General features: G+C 42.2%; 18 protein-coding genes. 6 read left to right on the top strand and 12 right to left on the bottom strand.

Annotated elements, in window-relative coordinates; all coding sequences use genetic code 11:
- Positions 1-41: 41 nt before the first annotated feature.
- Positions 42-1,901 (top strand): penicillin-binding protein 2, encoded by a 1,860-nt coding sequence (gene mrdA, locus MIC7126_RS0104345; RefSeq protein ID WP_017651899.1) that lies wholly within the window; start codon positions 42-44, stop codon positions 1,899-1,901.
- Positions 1,902-1,955: 54 nt separating this feature from the next.
- Here the strand turns inward: mrdA and MIC7126_RS0104340 are convergent, their stop codons facing one another.
- Together MIC7126_RS0104340 and MIC7126_RS0104335 are read right to left on the bottom strand one after the other, a co-directional pair.
- Positions 1,956-2,360, bottom strand: coding sequence for an ExbD/TolR family protein (locus MIC7126_RS0104340; RefSeq protein WP_017651898.1), 405 nt, complete (start codon positions 2,358-2,360; stop codon positions 1,956-1,958).
- A complete protein-coding gene (locus MIC7126_RS0104335; protein WP_017651897.1) occupies positions 2,344-2,997 on the bottom strand; it encodes a MotA/TolQ/ExbB proton channel family protein in 654 nt (217 codons plus the stop codon). The genes MIC7126_RS0104340 and MIC7126_RS0104335 overlap by 17 nt, the downstream gene beginning before the upstream one ends.
- A 302-nt stretch (positions 2,998-3,299) precedes the next feature.
- Between MIC7126_RS0104335 and MIC7126_RS0104330 the strand changes: the two genes are divergently transcribed.
- On the top strand, positions 3,300-4,787 hold the full coding sequence (locus MIC7126_RS0104330; protein WP_017651896.1) for an energy transducer TonB: 1,488 nt from the start codon (positions 3,300-3,302) through the stop codon (positions 4,785-4,787).
- 149 nt (positions 4,788-4,936) lie between these two features.
- On the opposite strand, the gene MIC7126_RS0104325 is transcribed toward MIC7126_RS0104330, so the two are convergent.
- Complete coding sequence (locus MIC7126_RS0104325; RefSeq protein WP_017651895.1) at positions 4,937-5,743, bottom strand: M15 family metallopeptidase; 807 nt, start codon at positions 5,741-5,743, stop codon at positions 4,937-4,939.
- 103 nt (positions 5,744-5,846) lie between these two features.
- On the opposite strand from MIC7126_RS0104325, the gene MIC7126_RS0104320 reads away from it, so the two are divergent.
- Positions 5,847-6,764, top strand: a complete 918-nt coding sequence (locus tag MIC7126_RS0104320) for an AEC family transporter (RefSeq protein WP_026100031.1) — start codon at positions 5,847-5,849, stop codon at positions 6,762-6,764.
- Between the two features lie 28 nt (positions 6,765-6,792).
- On the opposite strand, the gene MIC7126_RS0104315 is transcribed toward MIC7126_RS0104320, so the two are convergent.
- Positions 6,793-7,311 (bottom strand): phosphoribosyltransferase, encoded by a 519-nt coding sequence (locus MIC7126_RS0104315; RefSeq protein WP_017651893.1) that lies wholly within the window; start codon positions 7,309-7,311, stop codon positions 6,793-6,795.
- A gap of 64 nt (positions 7,312-7,375) precedes the next feature.
- Between MIC7126_RS0104315 and MIC7126_RS0104310 the strand changes: the two genes are divergently transcribed.
- Positions 7,376-8,779: an MFS transporter gene (locus MIC7126_RS0104310; RefSeq protein ID WP_017651892.1), complete on the top strand. Its 1,404-nt coding sequence runs from the start codon at positions 7,376-7,378 to the stop codon at positions 8,777-8,779.
- An 89-nt stretch (positions 8,780-8,868) separates the two neighbouring features.
- On the opposite strand, the gene MIC7126_RS0104305 is transcribed toward MIC7126_RS0104310, so the two are convergent.
- From MIC7126_RS0104305 to clpB, 5 genes are all read right to left on the bottom strand, one after another.
- Positions 8,869-9,171: a type II toxin-antitoxin system RelE/ParE family toxin gene (locus MIC7126_RS0104305; protein ID WP_017651891.1), complete on the bottom strand. Its 303-nt coding sequence runs from the start codon at positions 9,169-9,171 to the stop codon at positions 8,869-8,871.
- Positions 9,172-9,174: 3 nt separating this feature from the next.
- The gene (locus tag MIC7126_RS0104300) at positions 9,175-9,408 is read right to left on the bottom strand and encodes a type II toxin-antitoxin system ParD family antitoxin (protein WP_017651890.1); all 234 of its coding nucleotides are present in this window, start codon (positions 9,406-9,408) and stop codon (positions 9,175-9,177) included.
- Positions 9,409-9,587: 179 nt separating this feature from the next.
- A complete protein-coding gene (locus MIC7126_RS0104295; RefSeq protein WP_017651889.1) occupies positions 9,588-11,162 on the bottom strand; it encodes a serine/threonine-protein kinase in 1,575 nt (524 codons plus the stop codon).
- Positions 11,163-11,245: 83 nt separating this feature from the next.
- Positions 11,246-11,866: a Uma2 family endonuclease gene (locus MIC7126_RS0104290; RefSeq protein ID WP_017651888.1), complete on the bottom strand. Its 621-nt coding sequence runs from the start codon at positions 11,864-11,866 to the stop codon at positions 11,246-11,248.
- Between the two features lie 93 nt (positions 11,867-11,959).
- A complete protein-coding gene (clpB, locus tag MIC7126_RS0104285) occupies positions 11,960-14,578 on the bottom strand; it encodes an ATP-dependent chaperone ClpB (RefSeq protein ID WP_017651887.1) in 2,619 nt (872 codons plus the stop codon).
- 457 nt (positions 14,579-15,035) lie between these two features.
- Between clpB and MIC7126_RS0104275 the strand changes: the two genes are divergently transcribed.
- Positions 15,036-16,211, top strand: a complete 1,176-nt coding sequence (locus tag MIC7126_RS0104275; protein WP_017651886.1) for a DNA cytosine methyltransferase — start codon at positions 15,036-15,038, stop codon at positions 16,209-16,211.
- A gap of 3 nt (positions 16,212-16,214) precedes the next feature.
- Here MIC7126_RS0104275 and MIC7126_RS0104270 read toward each other — a convergent pair whose 3' ends face one another.
- Both MIC7126_RS0104270 and MIC7126_RS0104265 read right to left on the bottom strand, forming a co-directional pair.
- Entirely contained in the window at positions 16,215-17,009 is a 795-nt protein-coding gene (locus tag MIC7126_RS0104270; protein WP_017651885.1) for a hypothetical protein, read from the bottom strand.
- 66 nt (positions 17,010-17,075) lie between these two features.
- Entirely contained in the window at positions 17,076-17,318 is a 243-nt protein-coding gene (locus MIC7126_RS0104265; protein ID WP_017651884.1) for a hypothetical protein, read from the bottom strand.
- A 125-nt stretch (positions 17,319-17,443) separates the two neighbouring features.
- Here MIC7126_RS0104265 and MIC7126_RS0104260 point away from each other — a divergent pair, with 125 nt between their 5' ends.
- Positions 17,444-17,878 (top strand): hypothetical protein, encoded by a 435-nt coding sequence (locus tag MIC7126_RS0104260; protein WP_017651883.1) that lies wholly within the window; start codon positions 17,444-17,446, stop codon positions 17,876-17,878.
- 126 nt (positions 17,879-18,004) lie between these two features.
- On the opposite strand, the gene MIC7126_RS0104255 is transcribed toward MIC7126_RS0104260, so the two are convergent.
- Positions 18,005-18,922: a LysR family transcriptional regulator gene (locus MIC7126_RS0104255; protein WP_017651882.1), complete on the bottom strand. Its 918-nt coding sequence runs from the start codon at positions 18,920-18,922 to the stop codon at positions 18,005-18,007.
- Between the last annotated feature and the right edge of the window lie 52 nt (positions 18,923-18,974).

The raw sequence follows: 18,974 nt of genomic DNA, 5'->3' as shown, positions 1-18,974 counted from the left end.
TTGCATACATACAATATTAATTGTGGCATCCCCTTTGTCCTATGGCTTTATTGCAACCATCTCCACTTGGTCAGAAAAAAGATACACGCACGGTAGGACGAAGCTACCAACCGACATTTGTCATCCTCTTTACCCTATTGATGATGACTGGGATCGGTGCACGTTTAGCATATTTACAAATTGTCCAAGGCGCAAACCATCGCCAGCGAGCAGAAGCCAACCGAATTCGGATGATTCCCAAGCAGCCGGAACGGGGGAGCATTTTTGATCGCAATGGCAAACTTTTAGCCAGCACTCGCCATCCCCGTTCTGTGTATTTATGGCCGATGGCTCACACCAAGCCTTCATGGTCAGTTGTCGGTTCGCGCCTATCCCAAATTCTGCAAATTCCTCAAGAAGAAATTGAAAAAAAACTAGAAGATGCAGGTGCTAACTCTTCTACTCTCATTCGCATTGCTCGTGACCTGACTGAAGCTCAAATCACTGCATTGAAGGAGTATGAAACTGAACTCAAAGATGTAGAAGTCCACACAGAAGCTGTTCGTTACTATCCCCACGGTCGGGAATTAGCCCATGTCATCGGCTACACCCGCGAACTCACCGCCGAGCAGTTACAAAAGAAAAGGCATGAAGGCTATCGATTGGGAGACGTGATTGGTCAGATGGGGATCGAAAAAGCCTACGAAAAAACACTCAGAGGAGAATGGGGTGGTCAGCAAGTAGAAGTTGATGGTGCGGGTCGCCCACTGCGGGTGTTGGGAGAGAAAGACGCCAAACCCGGTAATGACCTGCACTTAACCATTGATTTGGATGTGCAAAAAGCTGCTGAAAAAGCTTTGAAGAATCGCAACGGCGCAATTATCGCTCTTAATCCTAAAAATGGCTCTGTTTTAGCAATGGTGTCTCATCCCACTTTTGATCCCAATATTTTTTCCAAGCAGAAATTGAGTAAAAAAGATTGGGAAACTGTCCAAGGTGTAGAACATCCCTTGGTTAACCGTGCGCTGAGTGCTTTTCCCCCTGCGAGTACTTTTAAAATTGTCACCACCACCGCTGGGTTGGAGTCGGGTAAATTCTCTCCCAAGACGGTGTTACAAACTTATGGTTCTTTAACCATCGGTGGTACCCGTTTTGGGGAATGGAACCACGCGGGATTTGGGCCTCTGGGTTTTGTCGGGGCGATGCAGTGGAGTAGTGATACGTTCTTTTATCAAATTGGTCGGGGAATCGGCGGCCCGACTTTAATTGAATGGACGCGCAAATATGGATTTGGTAAAAAGACTGGGTTTGAATTTACCTCAGAAGAGGTGAAAGGCTTGGTTCCAGATCAAGCATGGAAAAAGAGAGCTTGGAAGACCGATTGGACTATAGGCGACACTATTAATATGACTATCGGTCAAGGTGCTTTACAAACTACACCGCTACAAGTGGCGGTGATGTTTGCAGTTCCAGCTAATGGTGGCTACCGAGTCCAACCGCATTTGCTCAAAGACAATGAAGACGCTAAAAGCTGGCGCTCAAATTTAAATATGAAGCCGGAAACGATTAAAATTCTCCGTGAGGGACTGCGGAAGGTGGTATCAGAGGGTACGGGTAAGGTTTTAAATCAGCCAACAGTCCCGCCGGTAGCCGGGAAGAGTGGTACCGCCGAGGCTTGGAACCGGGGAGTGAAGCAAAATCATGCTTGGTTTGGTGCTTATGCACCTGCTGATAAACCGGAAATATTGATAGTCGCTTTTGCAGAACATTCTGGCGGTGGCGGCGGTAGTGTGGCGGCGCCGATGATTTTAGAGATTATGGAAGGGTATTTCCAACGGAAGTATCCTCTTAGATATCAAAAGCCAGCTACGGAAGTATCACAATCGCAAAATACTAACTCGGTGAATAGGCGTCGCAATTAATGCTAAAAAGTTGACAATCCCACGGCTATGTGCTGTGGGATGGGGCAACAGTAGTTAGGGTTTTTGGGTAGCGATCGCTAATTTTGCTCCCTCTACCTGACGAACTTTATCCATGACAGCCACTACTCGGCCATGTCCAACTTTTTCATCAGCATTAATCACCACTAATGCTTCTTTATTAGCACCAACCAAAGCACGTAATTTTTCTGTCAAACCATCAACAGCTACTGGTTGACGGTTAAGGTTAACGTCACCTTTTTCGTCTACTGTGATGGTAATTTTCGTCGGGACTTGCTGTTGTTTGGCTGTCGCTGCTTTCGGTAAATTGACTGGTAATCCTTCCGATCTGGTTAAAAATAACGTTGACATAATGAAGAATGTCAAAATCGCAAAGATCACATCAATCATCGGCACAATGTTGATTTGTGGTGGTAACTCTGGTTCATCTGGTAGGCGCATAGCTTCTTTCTCCTCTTTCGTAGCGACGACGATATAGTAACTCTAGTTGTCCCCCATATTCTTGAATCAGCGCTATTTGCCGGATGTAGAGTCCCCGGAAGGAGTTAGCAAATAACAGCACGAATATCGCAACAATGAGTCCTGTTGCTGTTGACACCAAAGCTTCACTGATCCCCGCTGTCACATTTGCTGTTTTTGTACCTCCCACATCACCAAGATTCAAGGACGCGAAGGAAGCTATCAGTCCCAATACTGTACCCAGTAGGCCTAGTAAAGGTGCAAGACCAATGATAGTATCAAAAATATTTTGGAAGCGTTTGAGCAAGGGTATCTCTGCTTGGGCTTCACTTTCTAAAGCTAGCCGAAATTCTTCTGGATTTGGTTCTTCTAATTCTAAAGCTGCCAGAAAAATCCGTGCCAGTGGTAAGTCTGCGTTTTGTTTGAGTTTATCGATCGCACCCACCACATTATCTAGCCGATAAAGGTTCAAAACGTCTCGGACTACGCGGCTTTGACGATTATTAACTTGCAGCCAAAATCTTATCCGCTCAATAATTAGCGCCACCGCTAACACCGAAAACGCCAACAGCGGCCACATCACCACACCGCCTGCCGTAAACAGATCTTTAATTCCCATGTAGAGCCTCGTAATGAATCAACAGTATACAGTCAGATTTGCATAATCCTGATATAACTTGCAAGTCTTTCTCAAAAGAGTAGTAAGATATTTTGCTCAAATTTTCATGCTAATGTTATTGTTATTCACATAAAGTTACAAGTATCAGCTAGTAAATTTTTGTAGAAAAAATATTAAAATGTTTTTTTCATGTGTCAGTGTTTTCTGACAACTGTTGCATAAACAGTTTCACACATTTACTTGATATTTGTACTTAAGTATTTTAAGATATTCACACAAATGAAAATAGGTGGCAGTAAGCTATGGGCTTTTCAGGCATTGCTGTTGAGCAGCGTTCTCAAGAAGCTGTGGCTCTTAGGTCTTTTCTAGTTTATAGTTTGATGGGTTCACTGGCGCTACATGCGGGTGTCCTAGCCTCAGGTGTAGGTAATTTTTTATCGAGAGTTCCAGAGACAAAAGACGAACCGATAGAAGTGGCAATTATTGAAACCCCACAACCGCAGGTTACACAAACCCCCCAAGTGGAGGAGAAAGAGGAAAAACCCAAAATAATTGAAAAAAGTGTTTTTACTCCTCCTGTAGAGCCAAAGCCAGTCAAAGTTGAGGAACCAAGACCGGAACCTAAAAACGCACCAGTACAAAAAATTATTCCACAAGCTGAAAATAGAGAACCAACTAGACAGAACTCTCCAAAGATTACTTCTGCAGTGGCAAATCAAACAAGTAAGCTGAGTTCATCGGCGAGAACTGAGGAGAGAGCACCTAGCGGCGGTGGCGGCGGCGGTGGTTCCTCTGTCTTAACTGGCAGCACTGGAAGTGGCTTTGCTAGTGGTACTGGTAGAGGTACTGGTATTGGTACTGGTGTAGGCTCTGGTATAGGTAGCGGCTCCGGTAGTGGAGTCGGCTCTGGTAATGGTACTGGCAGTACCAATAGTAATTTAATCGGGCAATTACGGGGGATTAGAGATTCTCCAGCAGTGAGCCGTGGTGGTAATGAAGTCGCTGTGGCACCGAAAAATCCTGTAATTGAAGCTCCAGCTGCGCCAGTAAATCGGAGCAGTGGGAATGGTCGTGCAGCTTGTCGTGAGTGTAATGCTAAATATCCAGAGGCGGCAAGAAGGCGAGGAATTGAAGGCAGAGTAGAAGTAGCTGTTGATACAGATGACCAAGGGAATGTGACTAATGTGCGGGTGGCTCGTTCTAGCGGGAACCGCGAATTAGATGAAGAAACTCTCAGACAAGCGCGGGATTGGAAATTAAAACCCGCAGCTGGTGGTAGACGAGGCGTATCTATAGGAACAGAATTTGCGATTCAAGGTTCACGGCGTCACAGCGAAGTTCAACAACGCAGACAACAAAGAGAAGCAGAAGAAAGAAACCAACAGGTAGCAGAAGAAACCCCCAGACTGAGAAGGCGGTTACAAGCATCTAGTAATACAGATGATTCTGGTGAAAGGATTAGAGAACCGCAAACTAGACGCAGGCGATCGCTCGATGCTGTATCATCAGACACAGAATCTAGAATCAGCCGTCGCTTAATATCTCGCAGATCAGAAACTACATCACAAAGTGCAGCATCTAGTGGTGGCGGAAGCCTGAGAGACTCGCTGCGTCGGTCACGGCGTGAGCGTGTCGTCAGTGATGCATCACCCGCCCAACCAACAAGAAAAAGACGGCGGCGTGCAGACCAAGCCAGACCAGCAAGTCAGACTCGGTTGATTGAATCTTTGCGTCGTTCTCGTCCAGAAGCGCCAGCCGCAGCACCAGAAGCTCCCGCTGCTTCTGAATAATCGGGTGATTAAATCTGGCGTTGGCAAAAAAGTTGTATGCAAATAATTTTGCACTCTCACACAACCTTTGTAGAGACGTAAAATCTTACGTCTCTATAATGAATTTTTGGTGACATCGCCTGAAGTCTCTTGTAGAAAAAGAGGCTATTTTATGGTGTTGATTGCGGTGTGGGAGTTGGTTGTAAATTTTTAGCTTTATAGAAAGTTTCTAGACTATCGCTATCACCAACAAATCGCCAGTGCCAAGGCTCATAACTTACTCCTTGGGAATTATCCTTGGGAAAAGACATTTCAAAACTAAAACGGGCGGCGTTGGCTGCTAGCCACTCATATGCTTTGGTGTTGTCAAAATTAGCTTGGAGATTAGTTGCGGGGACTGCACCATCACCGATGTCTACAGCATAACCTGTGTGATGTTCGCTATGTCCTGGTGGGGCGCTGAGAGCAGCTCTTTGGGAGGGGGTTTGATTGCGTTCGGCGCCGACGCTAAAAAATAACTGCTCCTGGTCTTTCACTGAGCGGAAGCCAGAAATGGGTACTAAATTTACACCAGCGCTGCGTGCGGCTTGAACCATTGCTTGAAACTTTTCTGCTGCGCTTTTTCGCATCCGGATGCGTCCGTCTCTGGAAATGGCAATTAACTCTGACTCTGGTACTTCTGGATAGGCTAAATGTCCTAACAGAACATCATTATTATTGCCAGAGTTGGAGGGGGAGGGAGAAGCAGATGGCGAAGGTTGAGAATCGGCGGTTTTTTGGGGTGAAGTGATGAAAAATAAAAAACCACTAATCCCAGCCAGCAAGATAAAACCAACAATTCCTCCAATTAACAAAACCAGAGGTCGCACGCGCACCTTGGGTGCTGCATCTGGAGTATCACGCAAAGCTGCTGGAATATCATCACCAGAGGAAGCTGATGAGTTTTCCGGTTTTCCAGGAAATCCAGCTTTATTCAAGAGTCAACTCCTGCTTTTATTTGCATAACCATAACAGATTGTAGACTGGAAAAAAATAAACGCAACAGCTATCATCTTACATCTGTGATTATCGGGCGCAATCTTGACAAACCTATCGGAACTATACCTGAAGCTAATAGGATTAGCTGTTTTAGGATTCATTTTGGGACGCAAGCTACCTAGTATGGTTCCCACTCGTTTAGGTCAATTGCTGTTTTGGGTGGGAGCACCGCTGAGTGTTGTTGCTTTTTTGCGACAAACTGATTTATCTAGACAGATTTGGATTGCACCAGCGATCGCTTATTTGGCTATTTTTCTGGGAGCAATTTTGGCTTGGGTAGGGATGAAAGGGCAAGCATATTTTACAAAAAGTATTCCTCAACAACCAACTCAAGGTAGTCTACTGTTAGCTGCAATGCTAGGAAACACAGGTTATTTGGGCTTTCCTGTTACCTTAGCGATGGTTGGAAAAGAATATTTTGCGTGGGCTTTATTCTACGATTTGTTGGGATCACTGCTGGGATCTTATGGTTTAGGAGTTGTATTAGCGAGTCATTTTGGCAGCAGCGCCAGTAATTATTGGCAGATGACTCAAGCGATATTAATTAATCCTACTCTGTGGGGTTTCGGCTTTGGCTTAGTATTTCGCCAAGTGCAGTTACCAGATGTAGTTGAATTTGGCTTAGATAAATTGGCTTGGACTGCTATTGCCTTATCTCTAGTATTAATTGGGATGCGACTGGCTCAAGTTACTTCTTGGCACAGCTTACCACAAGCAGCCATGAGTTTGACAATTAAAATGCTGCTAGTTCCTTTGGTGCTCGGTAGTGCTTTACCTCTATTTGGTGTGACTGGTGCTGCTGCACAGGTAATGATTTTACAAATGGCAATGCCCCCGGCTTTTGCTACATTAGTCATTGCCGAAACCTTCGACCTTGATCGTGATTTAGCTGTCACAGCTTTAGCTGCAGGGGCGATAATATTGCTGCTGACTCTTCCTGTTTGGTTGTGGGTGTTTTGATTTTGTGATTAATCGTTGCTGATTTCAGTCAAGAGTTAAGTTGCGACTTTTCAACTAGTCCAGCAGGGGTGATGTATTCGTAATGTTCAAAGGGTTGGTGAATCCAGGGGTTATCTAGTAGGTAATCGATGTAGTAATCTGGTTTGACAACGGAACAGGCTTTATACCAAAGTACAGCGGTGCGAATTTCGGCGATGGGGGAATCACTATGTTCTTTGAGCCAAGGAATTGTTTCTTGGAGGGTGATTCCAGAATCTACAAGGTCATCAACTAAAAGGATATGGGATCCTAGGGTGGCGGTGGTCATTGTTAGGTGACGGGAGACAGTTAAATTACCTCTTGCTTGTTGACCGGCGCCAGTGTAAGAGGATGTTGCTAAGATTGCTAGCGGTTGTTGGTAGATGCGGGAGAGAATATCGCCAATGCGTAGTCCACCTCTAGCAAGACAGACTATTTGATTGAATTCCCAACCTGAGTGATAAATCTGAACTGCTAAGTGTTCAATCTTTTGGTGATAATCTGACCAAGAAACGTAAAGGTCTGACATAAAAGCGTAGTGTTTAGGTGATACTGGAGGCAAACTTTTGATCTTAGTATGAGCATAAATAACTATGAATGATGCTGCTAGCGAAAAACTAGACTTGAAAACTAAGTTGGCTTATGGCGCGGGAGATTTAGGGCCGGCGATTACGGGAAATATTTCGACATTTTTTCTGTTGGTGTTTTTTACTAACGTCGCGGGGATTCCCCCTGGGTTAGCTGGGAGTATTTTGATGGTGGGGAAGATTTGGGATGCAGTTAATGATCCGTTTGTGGGGATGTTGACTGATAAAACTCAATCACGTCGCTGGGGAAGACGTCTACCTTGGTTACTTTATGGGGCGATTCCTTTTGGAGTTTTCTTTTTTTTGCAGTGGATTGTACCGCGATTTAGTGTTTGGGGGCTATTTTGGTATTATGTGGTGATTGGGTTGTTATCGCAGGTGTTTTTCACTGTGGTGAATTTGCCTTATACTGCCATGACTCCCGAACTGACTCAGGATTATGATGAACGGACTAGCCTGAATAGTTTTCGGTTTACATTTTCTATTGGTGGTAGTATTTTTTCTTTGATTTTAGCTCGGATAGTGTTTTTGCAAATTAGCGATCGCTCACAACAGTATCTTGTTTTAGCAGCTATATGTACAGTTATTGCGATCGCATCATTATATTGGTGTGTTTATGGTACACGCGCTCGTGCTCTGGCTTTTGAAGCTAAACGTATCCAAGCTGAAGCTGCTCCGGATATCCCTTTTGTTGAACAATTAAAAATTGTCTTCAGCAACCGACCTTTTTTATTCGTGATTGGAATATATTTATTTTCTTGGCTAGGTGTGCAAATTACAGCGAACATTATTCCCTATTTTGTCGTTGATTGTATGCGCCTCCAAGAAGCTGATGTACCTACGGTGATGATTGCTGTCCAAGGAACGGCTTTATTAATGTTATTTGTTTGGGGTGCTCTGTGTAAAAAAGTGGGCAGAAAAGTTGTTTATTTTTTGGGAATGAGTTTGTGGATTATCGCTGGTGCTGGACTATATTTCTTACAGCCTGGACAAATAGTTTTGATGTATGTGATGGCGGTGATGGCTGGTTTTGGAGTTTCCACAGCTTATTTAATTCCTTGGGCGATGATTCCAGATGTGATTGAATTAGATGAGCTACAAACTGGACAACGCCGGGAAGGAATTTTTTATGGTTTTATGGTGTTGTTGCAAAAGTTTGGTTTAGCTTTTGGTTTATTTATAGTAGGAAATGCTTTAGAAGCAGCCGGTTTTAAAGCTAATGTACCAGGACAAGCTACACTACCAATTCAACCAGAATCAGCAATACAAGCTATCCGGCTTGCTGTCGGCCCTTTACCAACAATTTGTTTGATTTTAGGGTTATTTTTAACGTTTTTTTATCCTATCACCCGCGAAATGCACGCGGAAATTATGCTGAAACTCAAACAGCGACGGGAAAAGGTTGATTGATATGGGACTAATATTTGATTTCTGAAAAAGCTGCGTACATTTGAAGAGTGGCAAAATCACTCGATGTGAAGGGATATGTTGTCTTTGCCCTAGTCTTCGTCAAAATGAGACTCTAGATCCATACTGTCGTGCAAAATGCGAATAATATCAATATATTCATCAGTAGTTTCTCGATAGAATATTAAATGTCGTCCGATATGGTACTTTCGGTATCCTGGGCGAATTTCGTCACAAGTACGCCCTTTTTGTGGCTCTCGTGCCAAAAAATCAAAGCAGTCATTCAACATAGCAAGATAACGGTTTCTCTGCTCAGTTCCCCATGTTTTTTGGGTGTAGCGACCGATTGATAGCAAGTCCTGTTTGGCTAATTCAGTAAGGCGAAATGGTGACATCAGCTATTCACGGTCAAGTTCTGCAAGCAGTCCTGAGAGAGAATAGTCAGTAAATCCGCTATTCTCTCCTTCTACTAATGCCCGTTGCAAAGCCACAAGCTTTATTTCCCGCTCTTCTAACAGGCGTAGGCCTGCTCGAATTGCTTCACTGGCATTGTTGAAACGTCCGCTTTTGATTTGACTGGCGATAAATGCCTCAAAATGCTCACCCAAAGTAACACTTGTATTTTTTTGCATATGATTTCTCGTGTATAGTACCAATATATAATATTTCTTGGTATTATTCCAGCAGTGAAAAATATGTTTTGTGAGGGGGCACGGCATCCAAAATCTTTTATCATATCAAATTATCTTACTAGTGCCGTGCCCCTACAAAGAATTTATGTATAACAAATATCATTTGAACTAGTATTAATTTAACTATTGCTTGCACTTTTCTTGTCGCGGAGTAACCAAACTAATACTACTCCTGACGTAATACCAAGTAATATTCCTAATAAAATGAATAATTGAATACCAAACCTACCAATACTATCATCTACCATTTCCGATATCATAAAACTCAACCCAGCACCCAAAGCATTCGCTAAAATCCACCAGCCAGCTTTGTTAACTAGTTGCCGCAATACTAACCATTGCCCGATACCAACTATTAATCCGTAGAAAGCACCGAGTGTAAGCATCTGATAAATATAAAATTTTGTAGCGAATAAGTAAGTCGAGGGGGCAGCTAAAGTAGTAGGTAATACCCACCACAGAGATACAGAAACTTGTCGTCGCAGTACTATCCATTGCAATATTCCTACAAGTAATCCGCAAAAGGCAAGTCCTGGGATAGGATCTCCTGCAATATCGGAGATGAGTGACAACAAATGGGCTCCTCCGAAGTAACCAAAAATATTCGCTAACACCCACTGAATATAGAGGCCCCAGTCTTTTTGTGTGAATTTCATTGAGACTTTTGGGGGAGTGTCAGGTAGAGGAGGTGGGGGCGTGGGCTGAGGATTGCTTGGCTGCGGTGATGGGCTGTAACCTGGAGTCTGGGGAATTTCTTGGCGATACTGGGGTGGAACTGAAGGTGGTGGGGAGTATAGCGGTGGTTGAGAATTGCTTGGTGGCGGTGTCGGCCTGTAGCCTAGAGGCGGTGAGTATTGAGTCGGTGGAATATGAGGATTGCTTAATTGTTGCACCGCCGCTAAAGCGTCTGTGGCTGATTGGTAGCGCTGGCGAAAGTCATAGCGTACCATCATATCTAAAACCTCTGCAAACTGGAGGCTAACGGGTACTAGGTGACGCCAGATAATTTCGGCTGTTTGCACATCTTCTTGTAACTGATCTGGCATTAACCCTGTCAAGGCTTGAATACCAATCATACCCACAGCGTAAATGTCACTGCTTAATCTAGGGCTACCACGACTCTGTTCGCTGGGCATGTATCCAGGAGTACCGATACTCACGGTCATTTTTGTTTGCCCTTGGGCATTGACTACTTGAGTACCTATCTGTTTCACTGCCCCAAAGTCAATCAATACAATTTTGCCATCACTTTGGCGACGAATTAAGTTTGGGGGTTTAATATCGCGGTGGACGACGTTATTTTGATGGACAAAGGATAAAGGTTGCAGGATATTCTGTAAGAGGGCGATCGCATAAGCTTCACTTAGCCGTTTTCCTGGGGTGAGTTCCTCGCTTAACGGATGACCATCAATAAATTGCTGTACTAAATAAAATTCCTTATTTTCTTCAAAATGCGCCAGTAATTGGGGAATTTGGTCATGAGTACCCAATTTGTGTAATAGTTGCGCTTCTGACTCAAATAACCGCCTAGCTACTTGCAAAGTCATGGGGTCAGATGCCATTGGCTTTAGTAGCTTGACGACGCACTGATTATTGTAAAGTTTAATGTCTTCAGCGACATAGGTTTGACCGAAGCCACCAGCACCTAACTCGCGGATAATTTTGTAACGTCCATCTAGTATCTGACCCAACATAAAAGCGATCGCTTACACAGAAATAGTCTCTGTATTGTAACCTCCCACTCGTAGAGATTAATGTTCGGTATGTAACATGATGGTTACAATTTGCGTAGTTGACTGCTGGAGACAACTTGCTCAACAGTCAGGGTGAGTTCGGGAAAAATCTGGCTGACAATGCGATCGCTAAGAGTGTATCTTTGCGATTGGTATTGACCATCAATTAAGTTATAAACAAAAACTGCGGGAATTTTGGGATTACCAAGGTAAGCTCTAGATGCGATCGCTAAATAATCAACAATCCAATACTCATTAATTCCTAATCTTTGGTATTCATCCAATTTGTCCACATAATCATCTTCCCAATTAGTAGAAATAACTTCTACAGCTAACGAGATAGGTTCGGTGACGGCGCCGTAATCAAAAACATTGGCGTTCCACAAACTACCGCTAACCACACTCACATCTGGTCTTCTTCCTTGTTCTTGTCCATTTTTGTTGACAGTTCTGACAACTATATCTTTGTCAACAATGTAATCCAGTCCTAAACGTTCAGTTTCCCTGTTAAAACTTTTGACTAAAAACCGAGCTACATTTTTATGCGCTCTCGTTGCATCCACCTGGACAATTTCTCCATCAACTAATTCATAAATTCCAGCATCATCTGGAGATTGAGCTAAAAATTCTGTAAAAGTTAGTTGTTTAACTTGAGTTGGGGTCATAGTAATTAATTCCTTTTGCAGCTTACTATATTTTCGCGCCAAAACGCAAAGCAATACTTTGCGTCTTGGCGTCTTAGCGCGAAACGAACCGAATTAACTGCTAAACACCTCTACAGGTAAGCGACTAAAAGACAGACGCTCATTTTGGACATCAACAAAAATCGTATCTCCGTCGTTAAATTCACCGCGTAAAATCGCTTTTGCAATTTGAGTTTCTAACTCGCGCTGAATTGCTCGTTTCAATGGACGCGCTCCAAACACTGGGTCATATCCTACCTCTGCTAAAAAGTCAAGCGCCGCATCAGAAAGCCGCAATGACATTTTGCGATCGCTTAATCTTTCTCTGAGTCGATCCAATTGCAATAACACAATCCGCCGCAGTTCTTGTTTTTGCAGAGTATGGAAGATAATAATCTCATCGATGCGGTTGAGAAATTCGGGACGGAAACTGTTCCGCATTGCTTCCATGACGCGATGTTGCATTTCATCATAGCGGGAGTCGTCGCCGGCTATATCCAGAATATACTGGGAGCCGATGTTACTGGTCATGATGATAATTGCGTTTTTGAAGTCTACGGTATGACCTTGAGCATCGGTGACACGTCCATCATCAAGAATTTGCAGGAAAATATTGAAGACATCCGGGTGAGCTTTCTCGATTTCATCGAAGAGAATGACTGCGTAAGGACGACGACGAATCGCTTCTGTGAGTTGTCCTCCTTCTTCATAACCAACGTATCCTGGAGGAGCACCAATTAACCGAGAAACAGCATGTTTCTCCATATATTCTGACATATCGATTCGCACTAAAGCTTCTTCAGTGTCGAACATATACGCCGCTAGTGCTTTTGCTAATTCAGTTTTACCTACACCCGTAGGGCCGAGGAAAATAAAACTAGCAATGGGACGATTGGGATCAGCAAGTCCTGCGCGCGATCGCTGAATTGCATCTGCGACTGCTGTCACTGCTTCTTGTTGTCCCACGACGCGGTGATGCAGTTCGTCTTCTAAATGCAATAGCTTTTCTTTTTCTGATTCTACCAGTTTACTGATAGGAATTCCCGTCCATTTAGAAATAACTTCAGCAATATCAGCTTCGGTTACTTCTTCTCGCAGTAAAGATTTACCTGATCTTTGAGCATTTGCTAATTCTGTTTCAGCGGTTTCTAATCGCCGATGTAAATCAGTTAATTTGCCGTATTTCAACTCAGCGGCTCGATTTAAATCATAATCTCTTTCTGCTTGCTGAATCTCTAAATTCACTCTGTCAATTTCTTCTTTGACAGCTTGAATTTTGTTAATGATATCTTTTTCTGATTGCCATTGAGCATTGAGAGTTCTTTGTTCTTCTTTGAGGTCAGCTAGTTCTTTTTCAATTCTTTCTAACCGTTCCCTGGAAGCAGCATCACTATCTTTTTGTAAAGATAACCGCTCCATTTCTAATTGTAAAATCTTGCGGTCAATTTCATCAAGTTCCTCTGGCTTCGAGGTAATCTCCATTTTCAATTTAGCAGCAGCTTCATCTACTAAGTCGATGGCTTTATCTGGTAAAAAGCGATCGCTAATATAACGACTAGATAAAGTTGCGGCTGCGACTAGAGAACTATCGGAAATTTTTACCCCGTGATGCACTTCATAGCGTTCCTTCAAACCTCTAAGGATAGAAATAGTATCTTCCACGCTTGGTTGATCAACATAAACTTGTTGAAAACGCCTTTCTAAAGCCGCATCTTTTTCGATATATTTGCGGTATTCATCTAAAGTTGTCGCTCCAATACAGCGCAGTTCACCCCGCGCTAACATTGGCTTTAATAAATTTCCCGCATCCATCGCCCCTTGAGTTGCGCCAGCGCCGACAACGGTATGAATTTCATCAATAAATAAAACTATATTCCCGCCAGATTCGGTCACTTCTTTTAATACTGCTTTCAGGCGTTCTTCAAATTCTCCTCGAAATTTTGCCCCAGCGATTAAAGCACCCATATCTAAAGATATCAACTTGCGGTCTTTGAGAGATTGGGGTACATCACCAGCGACAATCCGCTGGGCTAATCCTTCAGCGATCGCTGTTTTTCCCACACCCGGTTCACCAATTAACACCGGATTATTCTTAGTGCGACGAGAAAGAATTTGGATGGTGCGACGAATTTCGTCATCGCGTCCAATTACTGGATCAAGTTGTCCTTTGCGAGCTGCTTCTGTGAGGTCGCGCCCATATTTTTCTAGCGATTGATATTTACCTTCTGGATTTTGATCCGTCACTTTCTGACTCCCACGAATTTCTTTAATAATATTTTTTAGCTTGCTTTCGTCTAAACCAAATTCGCGCAGTAGACTTTTACCAAAGCGGTCATCTTTAGCATAAGCCAGCAATAAATGTTCAATAGAAATATATTCGTCTTGAAATTCTTGACGATAGCTATCCGCTCGGTCTAAAAGTGTATCTAAACTGCGTCCCAAATAAACAGAACTGCTGCTACCTGAAACTTTTGGTTGACGCTGGAAAAATTGTTCAGTGCGATCGCGCAATTTTTGGATATCCGCTCCTGCTTTGCTGAGAATAGCACTAGCTAAACCATCTTGCTCTAACAGCGCCTTCATCAGGTGTTCGCTTTCTATCTGCTGTTGTTGATATTGCTTAACAATATCCGGCGTGTGGGCGATCGCTTCCCACGCTTTTTCTGTAAATTGGTTAGGATTAGTAGGTTGCATAGGCTTGTGGAGAAACCACTCCAGACACAGAGGTCATGTTTGTGCTGATAAAGCCATTGTAAAGAGCGCCGCGAATCTAGCTGGATCGGTCTTCACGTCTTTGTCAGGTAGTAGTATTACCTGTGCTAAATGGAAATTGGGTATATCTCCTTCACCATACCCTGGTTTTGACCGCCGCCATATGCCAGCAGCGTGTTACAGTCTAGCTGATTCTTCCCTTGACAACCAAAAAGCAGATTATTGATAAGTCGGTAAAAATCAACCAAATTATGCTGCAAAACTGAAATACACTCAAGACTCTTACCAATAACCAATAACAAAGAACAAATAGCGAGCTTCACCAGTTATCTAGAATGCTGCTGACCTGCCAAGATGCCATGATATAAGCAGCAAATCAAAAGCAAAAAATATCTAAAAGCAGCATCATCTCTTTCATAATTATTCAGGACTAACAACCATGATCAATGGTAAAGCTATTTCTATTTCTTTATTTACAGGTGCATTTGGTCTAGATTTGGGTCTAGAAAAAGCAGGATTTCAAACAGTAAGTGTAGTAGAAAAAGATTATGACGCTACAAAGACGATTGTGATTAATCGACCATCGCTAAAAGAAAGTGCTGTTCCTAGAGAAATAGAAAAAGTCAGTTCCCAGGAACTACTTGAGGAAGGAGGAAGAGTTTTAGGTTTAAATAGAGCTTTACGCCCAGGAGAAGTAGACTTAGTAACAGGTGGACCACCTTGTCAGCCATTTAGCACCGCCGGCAAAAGAGGCTCAGTTATGGATCCTCGCGGTAGTTTATTTATGGATTTTATCCGTATTGTCAAAGAAATCCAACCGCGATTTTTTTTGATGGAAAACGTCAGGGGTTTACTTTCAGCTCCGATTCTTCATAGGCCAATCAACCAACGAGGAAAAGATTACCCACCTCTAGTAGCTGATGAAATAGCTGGTGCTGCATTAGCAGTAGTATTAGCAGAAATGAAAGCAATAGGCTACAACGTTATTTATAATCTTTTAGAAGCAGCAGATTATGGAGTACCTCAAAACAGAGAGCGCGTAGTATTTATTGGTTCTAGAGATGGAGAAACTGTGACATTTCCTTTAGCTAAATATAGTAAAGACGGTCAAAATTTACCAAAATGGTTAACTTTAAAACATGCTTTAACAGATTTAGTTGAGCCAGAGCCAGAGTTTATAGCTTATTCTGAAAGTCGGCTCAAATTTTTAAGACTTTTGCAAGCAGGACAAAACTGGAGACACTTACCAGAAGAATTAAAAAAAGAAGCTATGGGAGGTGCTTATAATTCAGGAGGTGGAAAAGTAGGTTTTTATAGAAGATTATCTTGGGATAAACCTTCACCAACAATTACCACCAGTCCACACCAAAAGGCTACAGATATGTGTCATCCTCTAGCTTTGCGTTCTTTAAGTGTACGCGAATCTGCCAGAATTCAGACTTTTCCAGATGATTGGGTTTTTTATGGTTCAGTGACTTCTAAATATAAGCAAATTGGTAATGCAGTACCAGTATTACTTGCTAAAGAAATTGGTAGTTATCTTTTTGAATTAATTCAAGGAAATAAACCAAAAGGTAAAGAAATAGCTGAACAACTTTCGCTGTTTTATCTATAAAAATTACCTTGCAGCCAACTCAGCAAAAGCCTGATCAATTGTCTGCAACATATTTCTTACATGGTTCTCAATAATGTCATAATTCATGTGAATTTTGTCCCAAAATGTTCTACCAGCAATACGAGGGATTTTAGCACAATTAAATGTCCAATTACCTAAATTAAAAGCAGCTATAAATAACGAATCATCGTGAATACCTAATTCTTTTTTAGCTCTAATTGCTTGTGAACCAGTTAACGTACCTTTTAAAGTTTTTAATTGTGCAAACTTAATAGATGCTTCTGTGAGCAAAATAATATCCACTCCCTTAATTTTCATACCAAATTCTAATTCAGGGATAATTACATAAGGGCTAATATAAGTTATTTCCTCCCATAGTGCTCCCATTTTAGTGCTAAGACTTCTTGTCACTGAGTTGCTAGTAACTAGTAATTTTGCTCCACATAATTCAAAAAGATTTCGTGGATGGGGATGATGCTCAAGCATTTTACTTTTATTTTCAAAGTCTACCGTTAGCCAGTCAATGAAATTATCTGCAAATTTAACAGTTTTACTACTAATTAATTGTGATTGTATATTAAATTCTAAAACAGAGCTATTCTGCTGGTCTTGTGCAATTTTATATTGAAAGTAAGCAGGTGCAATTGAGGAAATAACTTTGCCGTACTTATATGCTGTGTGCAAATCTTCATCAGCGATGTGAATCGCATCAATTAATGAAGCATGATGTAAAATTAATGCTTTCCGTTCTTTAACAGATAGTGGGATCAGAGTTTCAGCAGTTAACGCAATAGACATATAAGGGATATTTAATTTATTAGACTTTTTTAGTATTCCCTAAAATTATGTTCATCGCTCATTCTTTCACCACAAGTGTTCGCATTTGCCATTTCGACAGTCGCATTTGCCATTTCGACAGTCGACAGTCGCATTTGCCATTTCGACAGTCGCATTTGCCATTTCGGCGATCGCATTTGCCATTTCGGCGATCGCATTTGCCATTTCGGCGATCGCATTTGCCATTTCGGCGATCGCATTTGCCATTTCGGCGATCGCATTTGCCATTTCGGCGATCGCATTTGCCATTTCGGCGATCGCATTTGCCATTTCGACTGAGTAAAAACACAGGTAGAGCAGCAAATTATTTAATTACTTAAATCCACAAAACTACTCATCTCACATCACAGGATATACCACTATTTTAAAAAAGAATAATTTTCTAAAAACCTCCTATGTCTTTAAAAACTCGCGGTTCTGCTGCTGTGGACAAAGCCCAACGTCGTCTTGCTCTGCTAAAATCTATTGATGAAAATCTAGATTTAAAACATGGCTTAACTATCGAAGCCTACGCCCGTTTAATTGATAATACCCGTACTACCGTAGAAGCGCACAACACACTTTTATCTAATTTAGAAGAATCTCGCAAAAAGTTGTCACAGATGGACAAAGCACTCTCAGAAATGTCAGAGAGAATGCTCAGTGGAATTGCAACCGTCTACGGTAAAAATAGCATAGAATATTCCAAAGCCGGCGGCTCTAATCGCAAGCGAGGTAAGCAATCTACTTCAGAAGTTCCCCCAGTGGTAGCGGCTTCCTCCACCCCACCTGCTCCAGCTAAAACTGTCAGCGAGTCAACTAATAGCAACGGTAAAACTCCTGTGGTGTAATCATCTACAGGAATTTATCTCATATTTCTTGATTATGTAGAGACGTAAAATTTTACGTCTCTAAACCATCGTGTTTTCATCCCACCATCAGCAACGCTGAAAAATTTCCTGTATTTCTCTATTTAATTAAATTTCCTCACAAATACTTTTTAAAATCTGTCGTAACCAAATACTTGATTGCTCCTGATTTGTGAGCTTACTCCACAAAACAGAAATCATCCACGAGTCAGTTTTGACGGGAAGTTCAAAAATTTCTAATGTATCTTGACATGCAAAAGGTTTCACCAATCTTGACGGAATAGCACTCACTAAATCACTTGATGAAATGATTGCTGGTAATATCAAGATATGGGGAGTTGTCAGCATTACCCGTCGCTGAAGATTGTATTCAGCTAGCACCTTATCAATTTCACCGACGTCATCTCGACGCAGAGTGAAAAGAGCATGGGGAAGATTGGCGAAGGTTTCTGGTGTAATTGTCTCCTGGCTCATTATCGGATGTCCACGACGACAAACCCCGACAAAATTTTCTGTAAATAATGGTATCTGCATTGTTTGTCTGGGTGGTTCCTGGAAAAGACCAAGCGCAAAATCAATCTCCCGTTGCTCTAAAAGTTCTCCCACACAGCTTTTATCAAAACCAATTAGTCGAAAATCAATTCCCGGCGCAATTTGGCGACAAACTTCCAGCAGCTTCGGCATAATTACATAGCTGGTGTAGTCTGAACTGCCAATGGTGAAAGTATTTTTAGCAGTAGCTGGGTCAAAATTTTGACTTGACTCTAACATCTGCCGAATCTGCTTCAAAGCTGCAGAAATACTAGGAGCAATTTCTAGCGCTTTTGCAGTTGGCTGCATTTCTCTACCAATCCGAATAAATAACTCATCTTCAAATAGAGTACGTAATCTTCCCAGCGTTGCACTCATTGCTGGTTGTCCTAGATACAACCTTTGAGCAGCTACGGTGACGCTTCTTTCTTCAAATAGCACCTCAAAAGCTACGAGGAGGTTTAAATCAACTCCAGACAAATCTATTAAACCCATCGATTCAATATATTATTTTAATCAATTTGATTAATTTACAGCACCTCAGTAA

This window comes from Fortiea contorta PCC 7126 (genome assembly GCF_000332295.1).
In the GTDB taxonomy this organism is placed as follows: Bacteria; Cyanobacteriota; Cyanobacteriia; order Cyanobacteriales; family Nostocaceae; genus Fortiea; species Fortiea contorta.
This window is presented reverse-complemented; position numbering and strand designations above follow the sequence as displayed.

What these genes read in the sequence shown, in the direction of transcription:
- mrdA (WP_017651899.1), top strand. Translation starts at nt 42, where the DNA reads ATGGCTTTATTGCAACCATCTCCACTTGGTCAGAAAAAAGATACACGC.
- MIC7126_RS0104340 (WP_017651898.1), bottom strand. Translation starts at nt 2,360, where the DNA reads ATGCGCCTACCAGATGAACCAGAGTTACCACCACAAATCAACATTGTG.
- MIC7126_RS0104335 (WP_017651897.1), bottom strand. Translation starts at nt 2,997, where the DNA reads ATGGGAATTAAAGATCTGTTTACGGCAGGCGGTGTGGTGATGTGGCCG.
- MIC7126_RS0104330 (WP_017651896.1), top strand. Translation starts at nt 3,300, where the DNA reads ATGGGCTTTTCAGGCATTGCTGTTGAGCAGCGTTCTCAAGAAGCTGTG.
- MIC7126_RS0104315 (WP_017651893.1), bottom strand. Translation starts at nt 7,311, where the DNA reads ATGTCAGACCTTTACGTTTCTTGGTCAGATTATCACCAAAAGATTGAA.
- MIC7126_RS0104310 (WP_017651892.1), top strand. Translation starts at nt 7,376, where the DNA reads ATGAATGATGCTGCTAGCGAAAAACTAGACTTGAAAACTAAGTTGGCT.
- MIC7126_RS0104305 (WP_017651891.1), bottom strand. Translation starts at nt 9,171, where the DNA reads ATGTCACCATTTCGCCTTACTGAATTAGCCAAACAGGACTTGCTATCA.
- MIC7126_RS0104300 (WP_017651890.1), bottom strand. Translation starts at nt 9,408, where the DNA reads ATGCAAAAAAATACAAGTGTTACTTTGGGTGAGCATTTTGAGGCATTT.
- MIC7126_RS0104295 (WP_017651889.1), bottom strand. Translation starts at nt 11,162, where the DNA reads ATGTTGGGTCAGATACTAGATGGACGTTACAAAATTATCCGCGAGTTA.
- MIC7126_RS0104290 (WP_017651888.1), bottom strand. Translation starts at nt 11,866, where the DNA reads ATGACCCCAACTCAAGTTAAACAACTAACTTTTACAGAATTTTTAGCT.
- clpB (WP_017651887.1), bottom strand. Translation starts at nt 14,578, where the DNA reads ATGCAACCTACTAATCCTAACCAATTTACAGAAAAAGCGTGGGAAGCG.
- MIC7126_RS0104275 (WP_017651886.1), top strand. Translation starts at nt 15,036, where the DNA reads ATGATCAATGGTAAAGCTATTTCTATTTCTTTATTTACAGGTGCATTT.
- MIC7126_RS0104270 (WP_017651885.1), bottom strand. Translation starts at nt 17,009, where the DNA reads ATGTCTATTGCGTTAACTGCTGAAACTCTGATCCCACTATCTGTTAAA.
- MIC7126_RS0104265 (WP_017651884.1), bottom strand. Translation starts at nt 17,318, where the DNA reads ATGGCAAATGCGATCGCCGAAATGGCAAATGCGATCGCCGAAATGGCA.
- MIC7126_RS0104260 (WP_017651883.1), top strand. Translation starts at nt 17,444, where the DNA reads ATGTCTTTAAAAACTCGCGGTTCTGCTGCTGTGGACAAAGCCCAACGT.
- MIC7126_RS0104255 (WP_017651882.1), bottom strand. Translation starts at nt 18,922, where the DNA reads ATGGGTTTAATAGATTTGTCTGGAGTTGATTTAAACCTCCTCGTAGCT.